The 15,847-nt window shown below is 65.0% G+C and carries 16 protein-coding genes; 11 read left to right on the top strand and 5 right to left on the bottom strand.

Going from position 1 to position 15,847, the window contains the following annotated elements; genetic code table 11:
• Nucleotides 1-4 precede the first annotated feature (4 nt).
• On the top strand, nucleotides 5-985 hold the full coding sequence (locus tag D5687_RS00300) for a hypothetical protein (RefSeq protein ID WP_125197763.1): 981 nt from the start codon (nucleotides 5-7) through the stop codon (nucleotides 983-985).
• A gap of 130 nt (nucleotides 986-1,115) precedes the next feature.
• Complete coding sequence (locus D5687_RS00305) at nucleotides 1,116-1,886, top strand: inositol monophosphatase family protein (protein WP_125197764.1); 771 nt, start codon at nucleotides 1,116-1,118, stop codon at nucleotides 1,884-1,886.
• 146 nt (nucleotides 1,887-2,032) lie between these two features.
• On the opposite strand, the gene D5687_RS00310 is transcribed toward D5687_RS00305, so the two are convergent.
• Both D5687_RS00310 and D5687_RS00315 read right to left on the bottom strand, forming a co-directional pair.
• Nucleotides 2,033-2,899, bottom strand: coding sequence for an undecaprenyl-diphosphate phosphatase (locus D5687_RS00310; RefSeq protein ID WP_125197765.1), 867 nt, complete (start codon nucleotides 2,897-2,899; stop codon nucleotides 2,033-2,035).
• Nucleotides 2,900-3,115: 216 nt separating this feature from the next.
• Nucleotides 3,116-3,712, bottom strand: coding sequence for a nucleoside triphosphate pyrophosphatase (locus tag D5687_RS00315; RefSeq protein WP_125197766.1), 597 nt, complete (start codon nucleotides 3,710-3,712; stop codon nucleotides 3,116-3,118).
• A gap of 110 nt (nucleotides 3,713-3,822) precedes the next feature.
• Here D5687_RS00315 and D5687_RS00320 point away from each other — a divergent pair, with 110 nt between their 5' ends.
• The 8 genes from D5687_RS00320 to D5687_RS00355 all read left to right on the top strand — a co-directional run bounded on the left by D5687_RS00320 (nucleotide 3,823) and on the right by D5687_RS00355 (nucleotide 12,414).
• On the top strand, nucleotides 3,823-4,389 hold the full coding sequence (locus D5687_RS00320; protein ID WP_125197767.1) for a DUF177 domain-containing protein: 567 nt from the start codon (nucleotides 3,823-3,825) through the stop codon (nucleotides 4,387-4,389).
• A gap of 116 nt (nucleotides 4,390-4,505) precedes the next feature.
• Nucleotides 4,506-4,691 (top strand): 50S ribosomal protein L32, encoded by a 186-nt coding sequence (rpmF, locus tag D5687_RS00325; RefSeq protein WP_125197768.1) that lies wholly within the window; start codon nucleotides 4,506-4,508, stop codon nucleotides 4,689-4,691.
• 121 nt (nucleotides 4,692-4,812) lie between these two features.
• Complete coding sequence (gene plsX, locus D5687_RS00330) at nucleotides 4,813-5,835, top strand: phosphate acyltransferase PlsX (protein ID WP_125197769.1); 1,023 nt, start codon at nucleotides 4,813-4,815, stop codon at nucleotides 5,833-5,835.
• On the top strand, nucleotides 5,832-6,806 hold the full coding sequence (locus D5687_RS00335; protein ID WP_125197770.1) for a beta-ketoacyl-ACP synthase III: 975 nt from the start codon (nucleotides 5,832-5,834) through the stop codon (nucleotides 6,804-6,806). Before plsX ends, D5687_RS00335 begins: the two co-directional genes overlap by 4 nt.
• 27 nt (nucleotides 6,807-6,833) lie before the next feature.
• Nucleotides 6,834-7,301, top strand: coding sequence for a CYTH domain-containing protein (locus D5687_RS00340; RefSeq protein ID WP_125197771.1), 468 nt, complete (start codon nucleotides 6,834-6,836; stop codon nucleotides 7,299-7,301).
• 149 nt (nucleotides 7,302-7,450) lie between these two features.
• Nucleotides 7,451-8,077: a response regulator transcription factor gene (locus D5687_RS00345; protein WP_158611695.1), complete on the top strand. Its 627-nt coding sequence runs from the start codon at nucleotides 7,451-7,453 to the stop codon at nucleotides 8,075-8,077.
• A gap of 15 nt (nucleotides 8,078-8,092) precedes the next feature.
• Nucleotides 8,093-9,934 (top strand): excinuclease ABC subunit UvrC, encoded by a 1,842-nt coding sequence (gene uvrC, locus D5687_RS00350; RefSeq protein WP_125197773.1) that lies wholly within the window; start codon nucleotides 8,093-8,095, stop codon nucleotides 9,932-9,934.
• A gap of 107 nt (nucleotides 9,935-10,041) precedes the next feature.
• A complete protein-coding gene (locus D5687_RS00355) occupies nucleotides 10,042-12,414 on the top strand; it encodes a mechanosensitive ion channel domain-containing protein (RefSeq protein ID WP_158611696.1) in 2,373 nt (790 codons plus the stop codon).
• A gap of 98 nt (nucleotides 12,415-12,512) precedes the next feature.
• Here D5687_RS00355 and D5687_RS00360 read toward each other — a convergent pair whose 3' ends face one another.
• Together D5687_RS00360 and D5687_RS00365 are read right to left on the bottom strand one after the other, a co-directional pair.
• Nucleotides 12,513-13,109 carry a DUF3365 domain-containing protein gene (locus D5687_RS00360; RefSeq protein ID WP_125197775.1) on the bottom strand — a complete coding sequence of 199 codons (597 nt, stop codon included), beginning with the start codon at nucleotides 13,107-13,109 and terminating at the stop codon, nucleotides 12,513-12,515.
• Between the two features lie 166 nt (nucleotides 13,110-13,275).
• On the bottom strand, nucleotides 13,276-13,878 hold the full coding sequence (locus D5687_RS00365) for a DUF1134 domain-containing protein (RefSeq protein WP_240031371.1): 603 nt from the start codon (nucleotides 13,876-13,878) through the stop codon (nucleotides 13,276-13,278).
• 257 nt (nucleotides 13,879-14,135) lie between these two features.
• Between D5687_RS00365 and dcd the strand changes: the two genes are divergently transcribed.
• The gene (dcd, locus tag D5687_RS00370) at nucleotides 14,136-14,717 is read left to right on the top strand and encodes a dCTP deaminase (protein ID WP_125197776.1); all 582 of its coding nucleotides are present in this window, start codon (nucleotides 14,136-14,138) and stop codon (nucleotides 14,715-14,717) included.
• Between the two features lie 58 nt (nucleotides 14,718-14,775).
• Here dcd and D5687_RS00375 read toward each other — a convergent pair whose 3' ends face one another.
• The gene (locus D5687_RS00375; protein WP_125197777.1) at nucleotides 14,776-15,450 is read right to left on the bottom strand and encodes an HAD family phosphatase; all 675 of its coding nucleotides are present in this window, start codon (nucleotides 15,448-15,450) and stop codon (nucleotides 14,776-14,778) included.
• Nucleotides 15,451-15,847 lie beyond the last annotated feature (397 nt).

The following is a 15,847-nucleotide window of genomic DNA, read 5'->3' on the forward strand; positions in this document are numbered from 1 at the left end:
ACTGATGGGAAAAGGGGTCAGAGACCTTTTTGATCGCTGGGCGCGGCTGTCCTTGCTGATTGCCGTTCTCGTGTTGCTCTGGGTTGGCGCGTCGGTGCTTTGGTCAGACGTGGCGAGGCCGCTGCTGGTCAAGCACGCGACGCCGGAAGCGTGGCCCCAGCTACATGGCGAGGTGCCGCCGTTGCTGGCAGAGCGCCGGGTGACGATTCGCAAGGCCAATATCAACGGCGTACCGATCGCGATTCCATCCAACTACTTGGCGCTGGCCGGTGTCGAGTACAAGGATCAGAGTATCTGGGCTCCGCGCAAGCCGGACACGCCGATGCCGGACGAGCGGACATTTGAACATGCTGCCGATGCATTCACGCTCTCCGTTCGGTGGCCGGACCTTCAGCCCCGCAGCCGGGAAACGGAGAAGAGTTACTGGAGCAAAGACGATCCAGACGGGGATGTCTGGCTGCTGATCGGCCTCGTGGCCGATAGCAATCCAGAGGCAATCGATCGTCATCTTGGCTTGACGCGGGTGCTGCGCGGCAGGATCAAGATGATTGAGGGGCGACTGCATACGAGAAAACTTCCTCCTCGGAACTCTACCGAGATGTGGGGAGGGGCTGAAAAAGTACGAATCCACTACGAAATGCGCGGCACTGATCCGGAGACAGGCCTGAAATGGGCCGAGCCGGTTGGGCCTGGTACCGAACGCTTTCACGCCTGGAATCAAACGCTTCATTGGCAGGGCAGCCTGGATGGCCAAGTGATCGACATGATCGAGTGCTACAACGGCCGGATGCCGAATCCGGAGAGCCGTCCGGTATGTCGCCATCGCCTCCGTCTGTCCGAATGGGGTGCTTCGGTCGCAGTAACCTATCCGCTCGAGCTGCTTCCACGCTGGAAGAAAATAAAGTCCAAAGTCCAGGATCTGATTCTGGACTTCGAAGAAAAACTCTCGATTCAATCGGCAAAGGGGTCAGAAACCTTTTTGTGAAGTGGTTGCGCGGCATGCGTCGTTGACACCCGGCCTGCTTTGCGTCCGAACGCAGGCGTGTCTCGTATACAATGCCCGCCATCACGCCGGTATCCGGCACGAAATCCAGAATAAAACCAGGAAACGCGTCATGCAGAGCCAATACCTCGAAACCGCGCTGGCCGCCGCCCGCGCCGCCGAAACCGTCGTCCGTCGCTACTGGCAGCAGAACGTCGAGATCGAGATCAAGGAAGACGCCACGCCGGTCACGGTCGCCGACGTGGAAACCGAGAAGGCGATCAAGGCGGTGATCCTGGATGCCTTTCCGGATCATGGTTTCTACGGCGAGGAGACCGGCAAGACGCGTCCCGAGGCCGAGTTCACCTGGCTGGTCGATCCCATCGACGGCACCAAGAGCTTCGTGCGCGAGTACCCGTTCTTTTCCACGCAGATTGCGCTGATGCAGGGCGACGAGATCATCCTGGGCGTGTCCAGCGCACCGGTGTTCGGCGAGTACGCCTACGCCGAGAAGGGTGGTGGGGCGTTCTTCATGGACCGCGCCGCGCGCGTCAGCCAGATCGACACCCTGTCCGAGGCGACGCTTTCGGTGGGCAATCTCGCGACACTGGCCAAGCAGCCGGTCGGCTGGGCGGGCCTGGCGACGCTGGTCGCGGAGGTGAACCGCACCCGAGGCTACGGCGATTTCTACCACTATCACCTGCTGGCGCGCGGCGCGATCGACCTGATCGTCGAGTCGGACGTCAACGTGCTCGACATCGCTGCGCTGTCGGTGATCGTCCAGGAGGCCGGTGGCGTGTTCACCGACCTGGAGGGCAAGGGCGTTGGGCTGGACACCACGACCGTGTGTGCCGCGGCCACGCCGGCACTGCACCAGGTCGCGCGCAAGCGGCTGGGGTACTGAGAACGGGTTTCCTGCCGGGGGTCTGTAGGGTGAACTTCAGTCCAACGTCGGCCGGATGGCCGACGACGAGGTGTTGCCCGTTGGATGATTCGTCGAGCTGAAACCTGCTCGGCAGGGCGGTGGCAATCGGCCGTCGAGCGCTGGCGTCAGGTAGGCAGATCGATCCAGCCGAGCAGGACGGCCGCTGCCAGTAGCCAGACATAGAACGAAAAGATCTTCAGCTGGGCGCGGTACAGGAAGTAGACCACCAGCTTCAGGGAGACGATGCCGACCAGCGCCGAGACCACGAAGCCGACCGTCATGGCCATCAGGCTGATGCCATTGAGGCCAAGGTTGCCCCACACCTCCAGGCTCTGTACCAGGGTGGCGGCCAGGATGGTCGGAATGGCCAGGAAGAAGCTGTATTCGGCGGCCCAGCGGCGCTTGAGGCCAGTGAACAGCGAGAACACGATGGTCATGGCGCTGCGCGACAGTCCCGGGACCAGCGCAAAGCCCTGGGCCACGCCGATGACGGTCGCCACCTTGGCATTAATGCCCTTGAGGCCGCGCCGTCGCGGCTTGAGCTTGTCGGTCCACCACAGCAGGATGCCGGTCAAGGTCAGCGTGAAGGCGATCATCACCGGCGTGGCGAACACCTGCTCGAAGGTGGTCTTGAGCCCGAAACCGATCACCGCGGTGGCCAGCACCGACAGCATCCCCAGCAGGAACAAGCGCACGTAGAGGGGCATGCCTTCGTGCCGACCCTCGGCCGAGGCCCAGTGAAGGGCGCCGGTCGCCGCGTTGTGCGAAAAGCGCCACAGGCTGGGCCAGAACACCACCACGATCGAGACCAGCGTGCCGACATGCACCACCAGGTCGAACAGGATCATCTCGGGGCTGTCCGGCGACGGCAGGTCATGGCCTTTTTCGATCAGCCAGTGCTGGGTCAGCACCAGGTGGGCTGTCGAACTGACGGGCAGGAACATGAAGATGCCCTGAATGACGCCGAGCAGGGCGGCGATGAGCAGTGTCACGTGGCTATCCTGATGTTGGGAAAGCGGTGTTTTTACTGCACGGGGCTGGGGGGCGTCAAATGCCGGCTGTGCATTGGGCATTCGGAGTGCGAGCGGACCCGCATTCCGGTGATAACAAGCGCGCAAGGTTCCCGTGACGTTGTCGGCCGGGGCTCGTGTCGGATTGAGCGGCTGCCGATGGCGCGATGTTCTGGGAAACGTTAAGTGCGGCGATCTTCAGCCATTGCGCAAGGGGTCGATGCCCGCGGCGCGTAGCAGGCGGGCGGTGGCGATCAGCGGCATGCCAAGGATCGCGCTGGGGTCGCGGCTGTCCATGTGCTCGACCAGGCAGGCGCCGAGACCTTCCGAGCGCATGCTGCCGGCGCAGTCGAAGGGCTTCTCGATCTCGACGTAGCGGGCAATCTCCTCGTTCGTCAGTTTCCGCATGCGGGCCTCGACGGTTTCGTGCCAGTCGAGCCGCCGCCCGTCCGGGCAGGCAACGCTGATCGCCACGTGGAAGGTGATGGCTTCGCCGCTGATCTGGGTGAGCTGGCGGCAGGCGGTCTCGGCATCGCCGGGCTTGCCCAGCAGACCGCCACGCCAAGACAACATCTGGTCGGAGCCCAGTACCACGGTACCGGGGTGGCGATCGGCTACCCGATCGGCCTTTGCCCGCGCCAGTCGTTGGCAAGCCTCCTTGGCGGGTTCGTTGGCGGCCAGCGTTTCGTCGATGTCGGCGGGGTCGACGGTGTAGGGGATCTGCAGTCGGTCGAGCAACTGGCGGCGGGTTGCCGAGCCGGAGGCGAGAATCAGGTCTGGTTTGGGGAGCGGCATTGTGTTTGGCGAAAGTGTGAGAAGCCGGTAAACTTAGCGGATTAAGATTCCCGCTTGCAAGGCCGTTGGCGCCGTAGGGCGTTCCGGTCCACTGGCGCAGGACGTAGCCGATGTCGACTGACGACAGCCAGACCGATGCCAAGCAGTTGAGCGTGCCGCTTGACGTGCGCGCCGCGTGCCGGGCGGGCGAGGAGAGGGCCGGCGAATTGCCGCTCACGGCATTGACTCGATGCCGTGACATGGCCCCCGAGGACGGTCGGCTATCCTATCGGATACGTTTCTTCGAGGGGCAGGGGGTGCACCCGCTGGCCGCCGAGATAGCCATCTCGGCGTCGTTGGCGCTGGAGTGCGCCCGCTGCCGCGAGACGGTGGTGCAGCCGGTCGCATCGTCCTCCCGGTTGAGCTTCGTGTTCAGCGAGGAGCAGGCCGAACACGTGGATGCCGCGGCCGAGCCGGTCATCCTCGGGCGCGAGGGGCGGGTCAAGCTGCTCGACCTGATCGAGGACGAGTTGCTGATGGCCGTGCCCCTGATGCCGGTGCATGAAACGCCCTGTGGGCCGATCCCGCCCGATCGGCCTTACGAGTCGGGCCAGCTGGCCGAGCCGATCGACGAGGACGGCGACGACAACCCCTTCGCGGCCCTGGCCGCGTTGAAGAAGGGGCCGGGGAAAGAGTGATTCCCCGGGGGCGAACGAAATTCGTGTCGTGGCGTTAGCGCCGCGACGGAAAGGGAAAACGTGAAAGTTAGCAGGCGCGCCCCGGCGCGTCTTGATCATTTTGGAGGTAGAAAACCATGGCCGTACAGCAGAACAAGGTCAGCCGCGCCAAGCGCGACTCCCGCCGCGCCCACGACAGCCTGAAGAGCACCCAGCTGTCCATCGATCCGACCAGCGGCGAGACCCATCGTCGTCACCACGTCACTCCGGACGGTTTCTACCGTGGTCGTCGCGTGGTCACCAAGTCGGGCGACAACGCCTGATTTCCTTCGCCGAATGCCTGCGTGCCGCCCGCTTGTCGGGCGGCACGGCCTGTCCGTGCCGCCTAGTCGGTGATTCGGGCAGCGTCGTCACGCGCGGGCTTCCCGCGGGTAAGGGGCATCGATGACTAACCAGATCGCAATTGACGTAATGGGTGGCGATCACGGACCGGAGGTCACGGTTCGTGCCGCTGCCCGTTTTCTGTCGCGCCACCCGTCGGCCGGGCTGTTGCTGGTCGGTGACCAGGCCACGATCGAGCGATACCTGGCCGAGGAGGCCGGTGTCGACCGCGACCGGATCGAAATCGTCCACGCCGACCAGGTGGTGGCGATGGACGAGTCGCCGGCGGTCGCCCTGCGCACCAAGAAGTCATCGTCGATGCGGCTGGCGATCGATCTGGTCAAGGATGGTCGAGCGCAGGCCGCGGTCAGCGCGGGCAATACCGGCGCGCTGATGGCCACGGCCAAGTTCGTGCTCAAGACCCTGCCGGGTATCGAGCGGCCGGCCATCTGCACCGCGCTGCCGAACGAGTCCGGGCACACCCATGTGCTCGACCTTGGGGCGAACGTCGATTGCGACGCCGAGCACCTGTTCCAGTTTGCGGTCATGGGCTCTGTGCTGGTCGAGGCCTTCGACGACAACCCCTCACCGCGCGTCGGCCTGCTTAATGTCGGTGCCGAGGCGATGAAGGGCAACGACACCGTCAAGAGCGCCGCCGAACGGCTCCAGGCGGGACCGGTGAATTACATCGGCTTCGTCGAGGGCGACGACATCTACAAGGGTGGCGTCGACGTGGTGGTCTGCGACGGCTTTGTCGGCAACGTCGCGCTCAAGAGCAGCGAGGGGGTGGCCAAGATGATCAGCCACTTCCTGCGCCAGGAGTTCAAGCGCGGTATCTTCTCTCGCCTGGCCGCCCTGATGGCGATGCCGGTGCTTGCGCGCCTGAAAAAACGCGTCGACCCCGGCCGCTACAACGGCGCCAGCCTGCTCGGCCTGCAAGGCATCGTCATCAAGAGTCACGGCGGTGCCAGTGTCGAGGCCTTCGGCAACGCGCTCGACGTCGCCTTGCGCGAGATCGAGAAGGACGTGCCGCGCCGTATCGACCAGCGGCTGGAGACACTGCTTCAGGAGCGCTCTGACGGATGATCCATTCGCGCATCACCGGGACCGGCAGCTACCTCCCCGAGCGGGTCATGACCAATCATGACCTCGAGCAGATCGTCGATACCTCCGATGCCTGGATTCGCGAACGGACCGGCATCGAGCAGCGTCACATCGCCGCCGAAGGCCAGCTGACGTCCGATCTGGCCGAGCCCGCGGCGCGACGGGCACTCGAGGCCGCCGGCCGCGTGCCCGAGGAAGTCGACTTGATCATCGTGGCGACCACCACGCCCGATCGCACCTTCCCCTCCACCGCCTGCCTGTTGCAGCAGAAGCTCGGCATCCACGGCCCGCCGGCGTTCGATGTCCAGGCGGTCTGCACCGGTTTCGTCTACGCGCTGTCGGTGGCCGACAAGTTCATCAAAACCGGTGCGGCCCGCTGCGCCCTGGTTGTCGGCGCAGAGACGCTCTCGCGCATCGTAAATTGGTCGGACCGCAACACCTGCGTGCTGTTCGCCGACGGCGCCGGCGCGGTGGTGCTGGAGGCCTCGGACGAGCCGGGCATCATCCGCACCGATATCCACGCCGATGGCAGTTACGAGTCGCTGCTGACCACCACCAAGCCAGACCCCGAAACCACCGACCCGGAGCGGCTCGCCGACGGCACCGCCTTCATCGAGATGCGTGGCAACGAGGTCTTCCGCATGGCGGTGAATACCCTTGGGCGCATCGTCGACCAGACCATGGAAGCCGCCGGCATGAGCCCGGACGAGATCGACTGGCTCGTCCCGCACCAGGCGAACATTCGTATCATCCAGGCCACGGCGCGCAAGTTGGGCATGTCGATGGACCGGGTGGTGGTGACCGTCGATCGGCACGGCAACACCTCGGCGGCCTCGGTGCCGTTGGCACTGGATGTGGCCGTGCGCGACGGGCGCATCAAGCGCGGCGATGTCATCCTTACCGAGGCCTTTGGTGGCGGGTTTACCTGGGGCTCGGCGCTGCTGCGCTACTGATCCGCTTTCGACCTTCCGGAGACGCGAATGGCCAAGGAAATCGAACGCAAGTTCCTGCTGGCCAGCGAGGCCTGGCGCAACGAGATCGAGCGCTCCGAGCGCATGGTGCAGGGCTATCTCAACGACCAAGGGCCGGTGTCGGTACGTGCCCGCATCGCCGGCAGCCGTGCCTGGTTAAACATCAAGAGCCGGACCCTCGGGATTTCGCGTGACGAATTCGAGTACGAGATTCCCTTGGCGGATGCCGAACGGATGCTCGATCACCTAACCACGGGGCCCGTGATCGACAAGACCCGGCATTTCGTGCCGCGAGACGATCTGTTGTGGGAAATCGACGAGTTCCACGGCGAGAACGACGGTCTGGTCGTCGCCGAGGTGGAGCTTCAACACGTCGATCAGCCCTCCCCTCACCCAGCGTGGCTGGGCGAAGAGGTGTCACATGACGCCAGGTACTACAACGTCTCGCTGGTTAAAAATCCCTACAGTCAGTGGTAAATTGCCGGCTGATCGATGCTACTTCCGGGTGGCGCGTGACGGGACACTCGGTCCGGACGGAGGAAGATGCCGGGCTGGACAGGACGCACGGTGAGGGATCGATACGGGCGTGTCCGCACCAAGACGAAGGGTTGCCGATGATTCGGGTCATGATTGTTGATGATCACACGATGGTGCGCGCCGCGATCAGTCACCTGATCGGCGGGGTGCGTGACATCGAGGTGGTTGCCGAGGCCGACAGCGGCGAGCGCGCGCTGGACAAGCTGCGTTCGGAGGCGATCGACGCGATTCTCTGCGACATCCACATGCCAGGGATGGGCGGCTACGAGTGCCTCAAGCGTGCTCACCAGGCCCACCCGCGGCTCGGTCTGGTCGCCTTGACCGCCGAGGCCGACGTCACACTGGCGCGTCAGGTGCTCGACTGCGGCGTGCACGCCTACGTCACCAAGGATGCCGATCCCGACGAGTTGATCAGCGCCATCCGCAAGGCCGCCGAGGGGAAACGTTACGTCTCCAGCCGCATCGCCCAGGAGATCGCCCTTCAGAACGGTCGCCCCGAGGAAGACCCCTTCGAGGTGCTGTCCGGGCGCGAGCAACAGGTGCTGCGCATGATCCTCGATGGCAAGAACAACTCCCTGATCGCCGAGGCGCTCTGCGTCAGTCCCAAGACGATCAGTACCTACCGCGCCCGCATCCACGAGAAGCTCGGGGTCAGCACCGACATCGACCTGCTGCGACTGGCGGTCAAGGCCGGCCGCACCGTCCTTTCGGCCTGATCTTTCCCCGCTCCCATGACCGACCGGTTTGATGCCAAGGCCTTCCTGGCCTCAGTAACCGAGCGCCCCGGCGTCTACCGTTTCCTCAATGCCGACGGCGACATCCTCTACGTCGGCAAGGCGCGCAACCTCAAGAATCGCCTCTCCAGCTATTTCCGCGGCACACCGGCGGCGATCAAGACCCGCCGACTGGTCGAGCAGGTGCACGAGGTGGAAATCACCACCACCCAGACCGAGGCCGAGGCGCTGCTCCTGGAGAGCAACCTGATCAAGGCCCATCGGCCGCGCTATAACGTCCTGCTACGCGACGACAAGAGCTACCCCTGGATCTACGTCTCCACCAACGACCGCTTCCCGCGGCTGGCGTACCATCGCGGCTCGCGCAAGCGCCCGGGGCGTTATTTCGGGCCCTATCCCTCGGCCGGGGCGGTGCGTGAGACGCTCAACCTGCTCGAGAAGGTGTTCAAGGTCCGCCAGTGCGAGGACAGCGTGTTCAAGAATCGTTCACGCCCCTGCTTGCAGTACCAGATCGAGCGCTGCAAAGCGCCTTGCGTGGACTATGTCGATGAGGCGGAATACCGCCAGGACGTCGAGGACACCATGGCGTTCCTGTCAGGGCGCAGCCAGAAGCTGACTGATGACCTGGTGGCCCGCATGGAGCGTGCCGCCGAGGCGCTGGATTTCGAGGCTGCCGCCGCCCTGCGCGACCAGATCGGCATGCTGCGCGCGGTCAGCCAGCAACAGGGCATCACCGGCATGTCAGGGGATGCGGACGTGATCGCGCAGATCAGCGAGCAGGGCGCCACCGCCGTGGGCGTGGCCACCATCCGCGATGGCCGGCACCTGGGCACCCGTCATTTTTTCCCGGACGTGCCGGCCGACGCCGATCCGGGCGAGGTGATCAGCGGCTTTCTGGGGCTCTATTACAGCGACCGCGACCTGCCACGGCGCATCCTCTGCGACCACCTGCCGGAGGATGCCGAATGGCTGGCCGGGGTGTTTGCCGAGCAGGCCGGCCATCGCGTCGAGTTGCTGGTGCCGCAACGGGGCAAGGCGAAGGCCTGGCTGGAGGACACCCGCGAGAACGCCCGCATCGCGCTGGCCGAGCGGCTGGTCAGTCGCCGCGGCCTGACGCGCCGCTTCGAGGCGCTGGGCGAGTGGCTCGCCATCGAGCAAATCGAGCGGATCGAGTGCTTCGATATCTCCCACACCCAGGGCGAGTTGACGGTGGCATCCTGCGTGGTGTTCGGTCCGGAGGGGCCGCGCAAGGACCAGTATCGCCGCTATCACATCGAGGGTGTCGCGCCCGGGGATGACTACGCCGCCATGCATCAGGCCCTGACGCGGCGTTTCGATCGCGCAGTGCGTGAGTCCGGCGTGCTGCCGGACGTGCTGCTGATCGATGGCGGCAAGGGGCAACTCGCCCAGGCCATCGACGTGCTCGCCGAGCGCGATCTCGCCAACCGTGTCCGGGTCATCGGCGTCGCCAAGGGGCCGGAGCGGCGACCCGGCGAGGAAAGCCTGATCCAGCCACTGGCGGGCTCGCCGGGGCTGTACGTTGAGGACCACCTGAGCCCGCACGACCCGGCCCTGCACCTGATCCAGCAGGTACGCGACGAGGCCCATCGCTTTGCGATCACGGGCCACCGCGCCCGGCGGCAGAAGGCGCGTACCCAGTCGGATCTCGAGCGCATCCCCGGTGTCGGTGGCAAGCGGCGCCAGGCGCTCCTGAAGCATTTCGGCGGTATCCGTGGGCTCAAGGGGGCGAGCGTCGCCGAACTGGCCAAGGTGCCCGGCGTCTCGCCAACGCTTGCCACCCGTATCCACGAGTGGTTCCACGAGGGCGGGGCGAGCTGATTTCCCCGACCCCGATCGGGCGGCGTCGATTCCCCTCGCGCGCGTTCGTCCGCGTTTTCCTTTGCTAGGCTTGCTGCCGTTACCGACCCATGCCGGAGAAGCACTTGATGTCATCTGTTCCTGCCGATCTGTCCACCTCGTTGTCGCATCGCTGGCGCTGGTGGCCGGGAATTCTGCTGTCGCTGCTGTTGATGGCCGCCGGCCCGGCACTCGCTCAGCAGGCGGGCGGCCAGGGTGAGTCGGCGGCGCAGCCGGCCGACGCCGAGGCAGGTTCGCAAGCCGGTGGTGAGGGCCGCTATGCGGGTCTGGTCGAATTGCTCAAGGACCCGGCCAAGCGCGACGAGCTGATCGCGGAGCTGGAGCGGCTGTCTTCCGGTGAGGGAGAGTCCTCGAGCGACTCGTCCGAGCAGGCCACCGATGCCTCGGGGGCCACCGACGGCATCGCCTCGGGTCTCGTGGACGTGGTCTCGGGGACCGTGGCCGACATGGCTGGTTCGGTCTCGCGCCTGGCTAAGGGCGGACTGGACGTGGACTGGGTGTCGGTCGGGCAGATCGCCTGGCGGACGGTCGCGGTGCTTGCTATCGCCTACCTGGTGCTGGCAATAGGCCGGCAGCTGCTCGGCGGTATCTGGCGACGTCTGGATGCCTATGCGCAGTCGGCGAGTACGCGCCATCGGCTCCTTCGCACCGGGGTGGCGGTACTCGCCAGCCTCGCGCTGGGGGTGGTGCTTCTGGCGGTGGCCTACGTGGCGGCACAGGCGAGCGTCTGGTGGCTGGCCGATGGTGATGAAACCACCGGTAGCGTGCTCGGCTTGGCGTTGCAGGCCTTTATCGTGGTCGAGGTCGCCCGATTGCTGGTGAGCACGGCATTCGCACCGGCGTCACCCGGACTGCGCTTGTTCCGGCTGTCGAAGGACGATTCGCGATTCTGGTCCGGCTGGCTTTCGCGTGTGATCTGGTTTACCGGCTACGCCGGAATCATGCTGGTGCCGGCCATTGAGCTGGCCGATCGAAATGACCTGGCCAACGCCGTCGGCTGGGGCGTGGCACTGGTGGCACTGGCCTATACCTGGAGCCGGCTGTGGAAGGCGCGAGGCTTGGTGCGCGGCGCGTTGGTCGCGCGAGGTGAGCGCAGTCGCCAGCCGGTCGCCTCCTGGGCCTTCCATCTGCTGGGTGCCAGCTGGCACTGGCTGGCCATGATCTACGCGACCGGCGTGTTCTTCGTGGCCATCACCCGGCCGGGCGAGGCCTTGCCGTTCGTCGCCCTGGCGACCTTCAATACTGTCATTATCGTCGGCGCGGCCATCTTCGTCGCCGCGATGTTGACCCAGTGGATCGGGCGTGGCGTGCCGGTGCCCGAGGGCCTGCTCCTGCGCATGCCTACCCTGCAGTTGCGGTTGAATACCTACGTGCCGCTGATCCTGCGGATCGTGCGCATCGTCATTGGGGTCGTTGCGGTGTTCGGTGTGCTGTCGGTCTGGCACCTGGTCGACATGTTTGCCTGGCTTGCCAGTGACAACGGCCGGTGGTTGCTTGCCGCGGTGACCGACATCTCGATCGTGCTGATCATCGCCTTGCTGGTCTGGCTGGTCGCCACCGGCCTGATCGAGGCGAAGCTCAACAGTGATGTGGGCATGCCCTCGGCGCGGCTGCAGACGCTCCTGTCCCTGTTTCGCAACGCCATCGCGATCGCCCTGGTCACCATCACCGCGATGATCATCCTCTCGGAGCTGGGCGTGAATATCGGGCCGCTGCTCGCCGGTGCCGGCGTGCTGGGTCTGGCGATCGGTTTCGGTGCGCAGAAGATGGTTCAGGACGTCATCACCGGTGTGTTCATCCAGATCGAGAACGCCATCAACACCGGCGACGTGATCACGGTGGCCGGCGTGACTGGCACCGCCGAGCGATTGTCCATCCGGTCGGTCTCGATTCGTGACCTGTCGGGCACCGTGCACGTCATCCCGTTCTCGTCGGTGGATATCGTCTCGAACTACATGCGCGAGTACGCCTACCACAAGGGCGAATACGGCATCGCCTACCGCGAGAACATCGACGATGCGATTGCCCAGCTCAAGGCGGCGTTCGACGAGCTGGCGGCCGATCCGGACTTCAAGCCCCATATCCTCGAGCCGATCGAGATTCCGGGCGTGGTCGCGCTGGCCGACAGTTCGGTCAATATCCGCACGATGATCAAGACCACGCCGGGGGACCAGTGGTCCGTCGGTCGGGCGTACAACCGCCTGGTGAAGATGTACTTCGACAAGGCGGGCATCGAGATCCCGTTCCCGCATACCACGCTGTTCTTCGGGGTGGACAAGGACGGCACGGCCCCGCCGGCCAACGTGCACCTGCTGAAGGACGACTCGGTGGAAGAGGAGTACGAGACGGAATCCGACCAACGCTCACGTCGTGGTCAGAAGCCCGATGGGCCGGGTGGCAAGGTGCCCGACAGCGACGACGTCGACCTGCCCGAAGACTGATCCGGCCCATCGGTGGCCATCGGTTGCGGGCATGAAAAAGCCCCGACGTGGTTGCCACGTCGGGGCTTTGTCTTTGATCGTCCGCGAAGAAAGGGAAGTCAATCCTCGAGCGCGGCGGTGACGGAGAACGCACCGCGGATGTCGCCTTCCTCGAACCCGGTTGCCTGGTCATCGGGATAGATGCGGTCGATCTCGGCCTTGAGCTTCGGGTCGACATCCTGGCCGTGGCAGGTCAGGCAGACGCCCTCGGTGGCAATCGCCTTCATGAAGCGCAGTTGCTTCTCCCCGTCGACTTCCTTGACCTCGTGCCAGGCAATTTCACCGACCGGGGCGCCAGCAGCCTTGCGTGCCTCGAAGTCTTCGAGAACGACGCGCTCCCAGTCGGTGGGCTCGGTCGCGCGCGGCTTGAGGCTGGTGCGGCGCAGGGTGTAGCCGCTTTCCGCGCTCATGTCGGCGGCGATTTCCGGGGCGCGCTCGTTGCATACCTGGACCGCAGCCATCGGGCCGCCTTCCTTCATGGCCGCCTGCAGCTCACCCTTGAGGGTCTTGCCGAAGGCCTGCATGGTCGCCTTGTAGTCCTGCAGCTGTGCCTGGACGGCCTGGTCGGTCGAGGCGTCGGCGTGGGCCTGCATGGCCACGACGCCCAGCACGGTGGCGACGAGCAGTGAAGGGAAGATGCGTCTTTCGTTCGTCATGGACGTCTCCTTGTGTTGGCTCACGAATAAGTATTGGCAATTGGGGTAAACAGATAGCTTATAGGTAAATTCGGGGGGCGGTGCAAGACCGAGCGCTACGCGGGACGAAAAACGCCGGCCTCCTGGGGAAGGGCCGGCGTTTTTAAGGCAAGTGCGCTGGTGCGGGTCAGAACGGGTTGTAGGACCTGTCCTGCGTGAACTGCATGTAACCCACGCCGGCACCCAGCCGCAGACCGACACCGACGCGAATCGGTGCGACCACGATCGATTGGCTGCGCAGGTACTGCATGCCCGCGCCCCCAACGACGAATGCCGAGCCATTAACGCCTGCAAATCGCTGGAAGATCAAATCCGGGCTGGGCAGGTTGTAGACCAGCATGAACACTCGGCCGGCATCACCGCCGAAGTCCCAGCCAACCGATGGCCCTTGCCAGAAGACGGTCTGTTTCTCGCCGGCCTTGGCCATAAACTCGCCCATGCCGTAGCGCAGGCCCACGATGAACGCACCGCCGCCTTCCTCACCCTTGATGATGGCGTTGGGGCGACCGTAATCCGCGAAGGCGCGGTCGATCATGCGGGCGATTCCTTCGGCCGATCCGCCCAGGAAGTCCACCGCTTGCTGGGTCGTCTCGTACTTGTCGTAGCTCTCGTTCTGGTCGCTCGACTGGCTGCTTTCGCCCGCGCTGTTGTTGCCGTTCTGGGTCGCCGGCGCGCTCGCGCAGCCGCCCAGGAGCAGGGCCATGGCTAGCGCCGCGATCAGGCTCGCCATACGTGAGCTCATTGCCGACGGGGAGAGACGTGGGAAGTTGAGGAGAGTGCCTTGCATGTTTCGAAAAATCCCTTGTTCAGAGTGAAACGGCATGTCGAAAGGTTCCTTCAAGCAGACCGGCGCAAGCCGCAAAAGTTGCGCCCGGACGGGGCAGGCGGGTTGGGCGGCCCCGGTTGACAACCCGCTGTTTTGTCGCAAGCATACGCGCTTTGCCGCGGGATAGCCCGACGGTACCGCCTTTTCAACGGGATGACCGAATGAGTATCAAGTCCGATCGCTGGATCCGCCGAATGGCCGAGGAGCACGGCATGATTGAGCCGTTCGAGCCGGGACAGGTTCGCAGCAGCCGGGACAGCGAGGGCAACGAAGTGCCCATGGTGTCCTACGGTACCTCGAGCTACGGCTACGACGTGCGTTGTTCGACCCATTTCAAGGTGTTCACCAACATCAACACCACGATCGTTGACCCGAAGGCCTTCGACGAGCGCAGCTTCGTCGACGTGCACTCCGACGTCTGCATCATCCCGCCAAACTCCTTTGCCCTGGCGCACACGGTCGAGTATTTCCGCATCCCGCGCAACGTGCTGACCATCTGCCTGGGCAAGTCGACCTACGCCCGTTGCGGCATTATCGTCAACGTCACCCCGCTCGAGCCCGAGTGGGAGGGCCATGTGACGCTGGAGTTCTCCAACACCACGCCCATCCCGGCGAAGATCTATGCCAACGAGGGCGTGGCGCAGATGCTGTTCCTGGAATCCGATGAGGTCTGTGAGACTTCCTACAAGGACCGGGGTGGCAAGTACCAGGGCCAGCGCGGCGTCACTCTGCCGACGGCCTGATCGCCTCGAACGCTCAGGCTCTTCCGCCCCCGGTACGATGCCGGGGGCGTTTTTCGTTCTATTCCGCCGTTTCCTCGACGACGTTGAGCGCCAGCAACTGCCAGCCGCGTGCCTCGGCCTCGCGGCGCAGTACCGGGTCCGGGTCGACCGCCACCGGGTGGTCGACCTGCTCGAGCAGCGGCAAGTCGTTGCGCGAATCGGAGTAGAACCAGGTCTCCTCCGGGCGCACCTGTTGGGTCTCCAGCCATTCCTCCAACGCCAGGATCTTGCCGTGCTGGAAGGTCGGCGTGCCGGTGTAGCGGCCCGTGTAGCGGCCATTGCGGCGTTCCGGCTCGGTGGCCAGCAGGTGCGGGATCTCCAGCAGTTCGGCAATCGGACCGGTGACGAAGGCGTTCGTTGCGGTGATCAGCATCAGGGTGTGCCCGCGGCGCCGGTGGGATTCGACCAGTTCGCGGGCGGCCGGGGTGATCAGCGGCCGGATGTCCCTCTCGATGAACTCGGCCCGCCAGGCCTCCAGATCCTCGGCCGGGTGCTCGGCCAGGGGGGCGAGCGCGAAGCGCAGGTAGGCATCGATGTCGAGCGTGCCCTGCTGGTAGTGGCGCAGGAACTCGTCGTTGTGCCGGGCGTAATCGTCGGCGTCGACAATGCCGTGTTCGGTCATGAAGGCGCCCCAGGCGTGATCGGAGTCACCGGCGAGCAAGGTGTTGTCGAGGTCGAAGATGGCGAGTTTCACGAAAGGCCTCCTGGCGGCAGGGCGCGGTGCGCCTGCCGTCATGGTCGCGTTGGATCCCGGCGGGTTCCGGGTCGACGGGCGCGCATGATACCCCAACATGACCGGATCGTGGCCCGGGGATATATGTGTCTGACTTGGCGAGTCGTTTGCCGTGTGAGGTGACCCGCCGGAACGGGCGTTGCGGCATTTCCCGATCCGCCGGAGTGCCGCTTGCCGAGCGGCAATCAGCCTGACGTCAAACCGCCGCATCGAAGGTCGAGGAGGCCGCAAATCGAGGAGGGGCGGGGCTTGCAGCCGAGGTTAGCCGACCGGCTGACGGCGTCGGTTTATCGCCCCGGGGTTTTGTGAAAGAATCAATGCCACTTGGGTGATCACCAACGGCCTGTTGTCGACACGG

Source organism: Guyparkeria sp. SCN-R1, from assembly GCF_003932495.1.
GTDB lineage: Bacteria > Pseudomonadota > Gammaproteobacteria > Halothiobacillales > Halothiobacillaceae > Guyparkeria.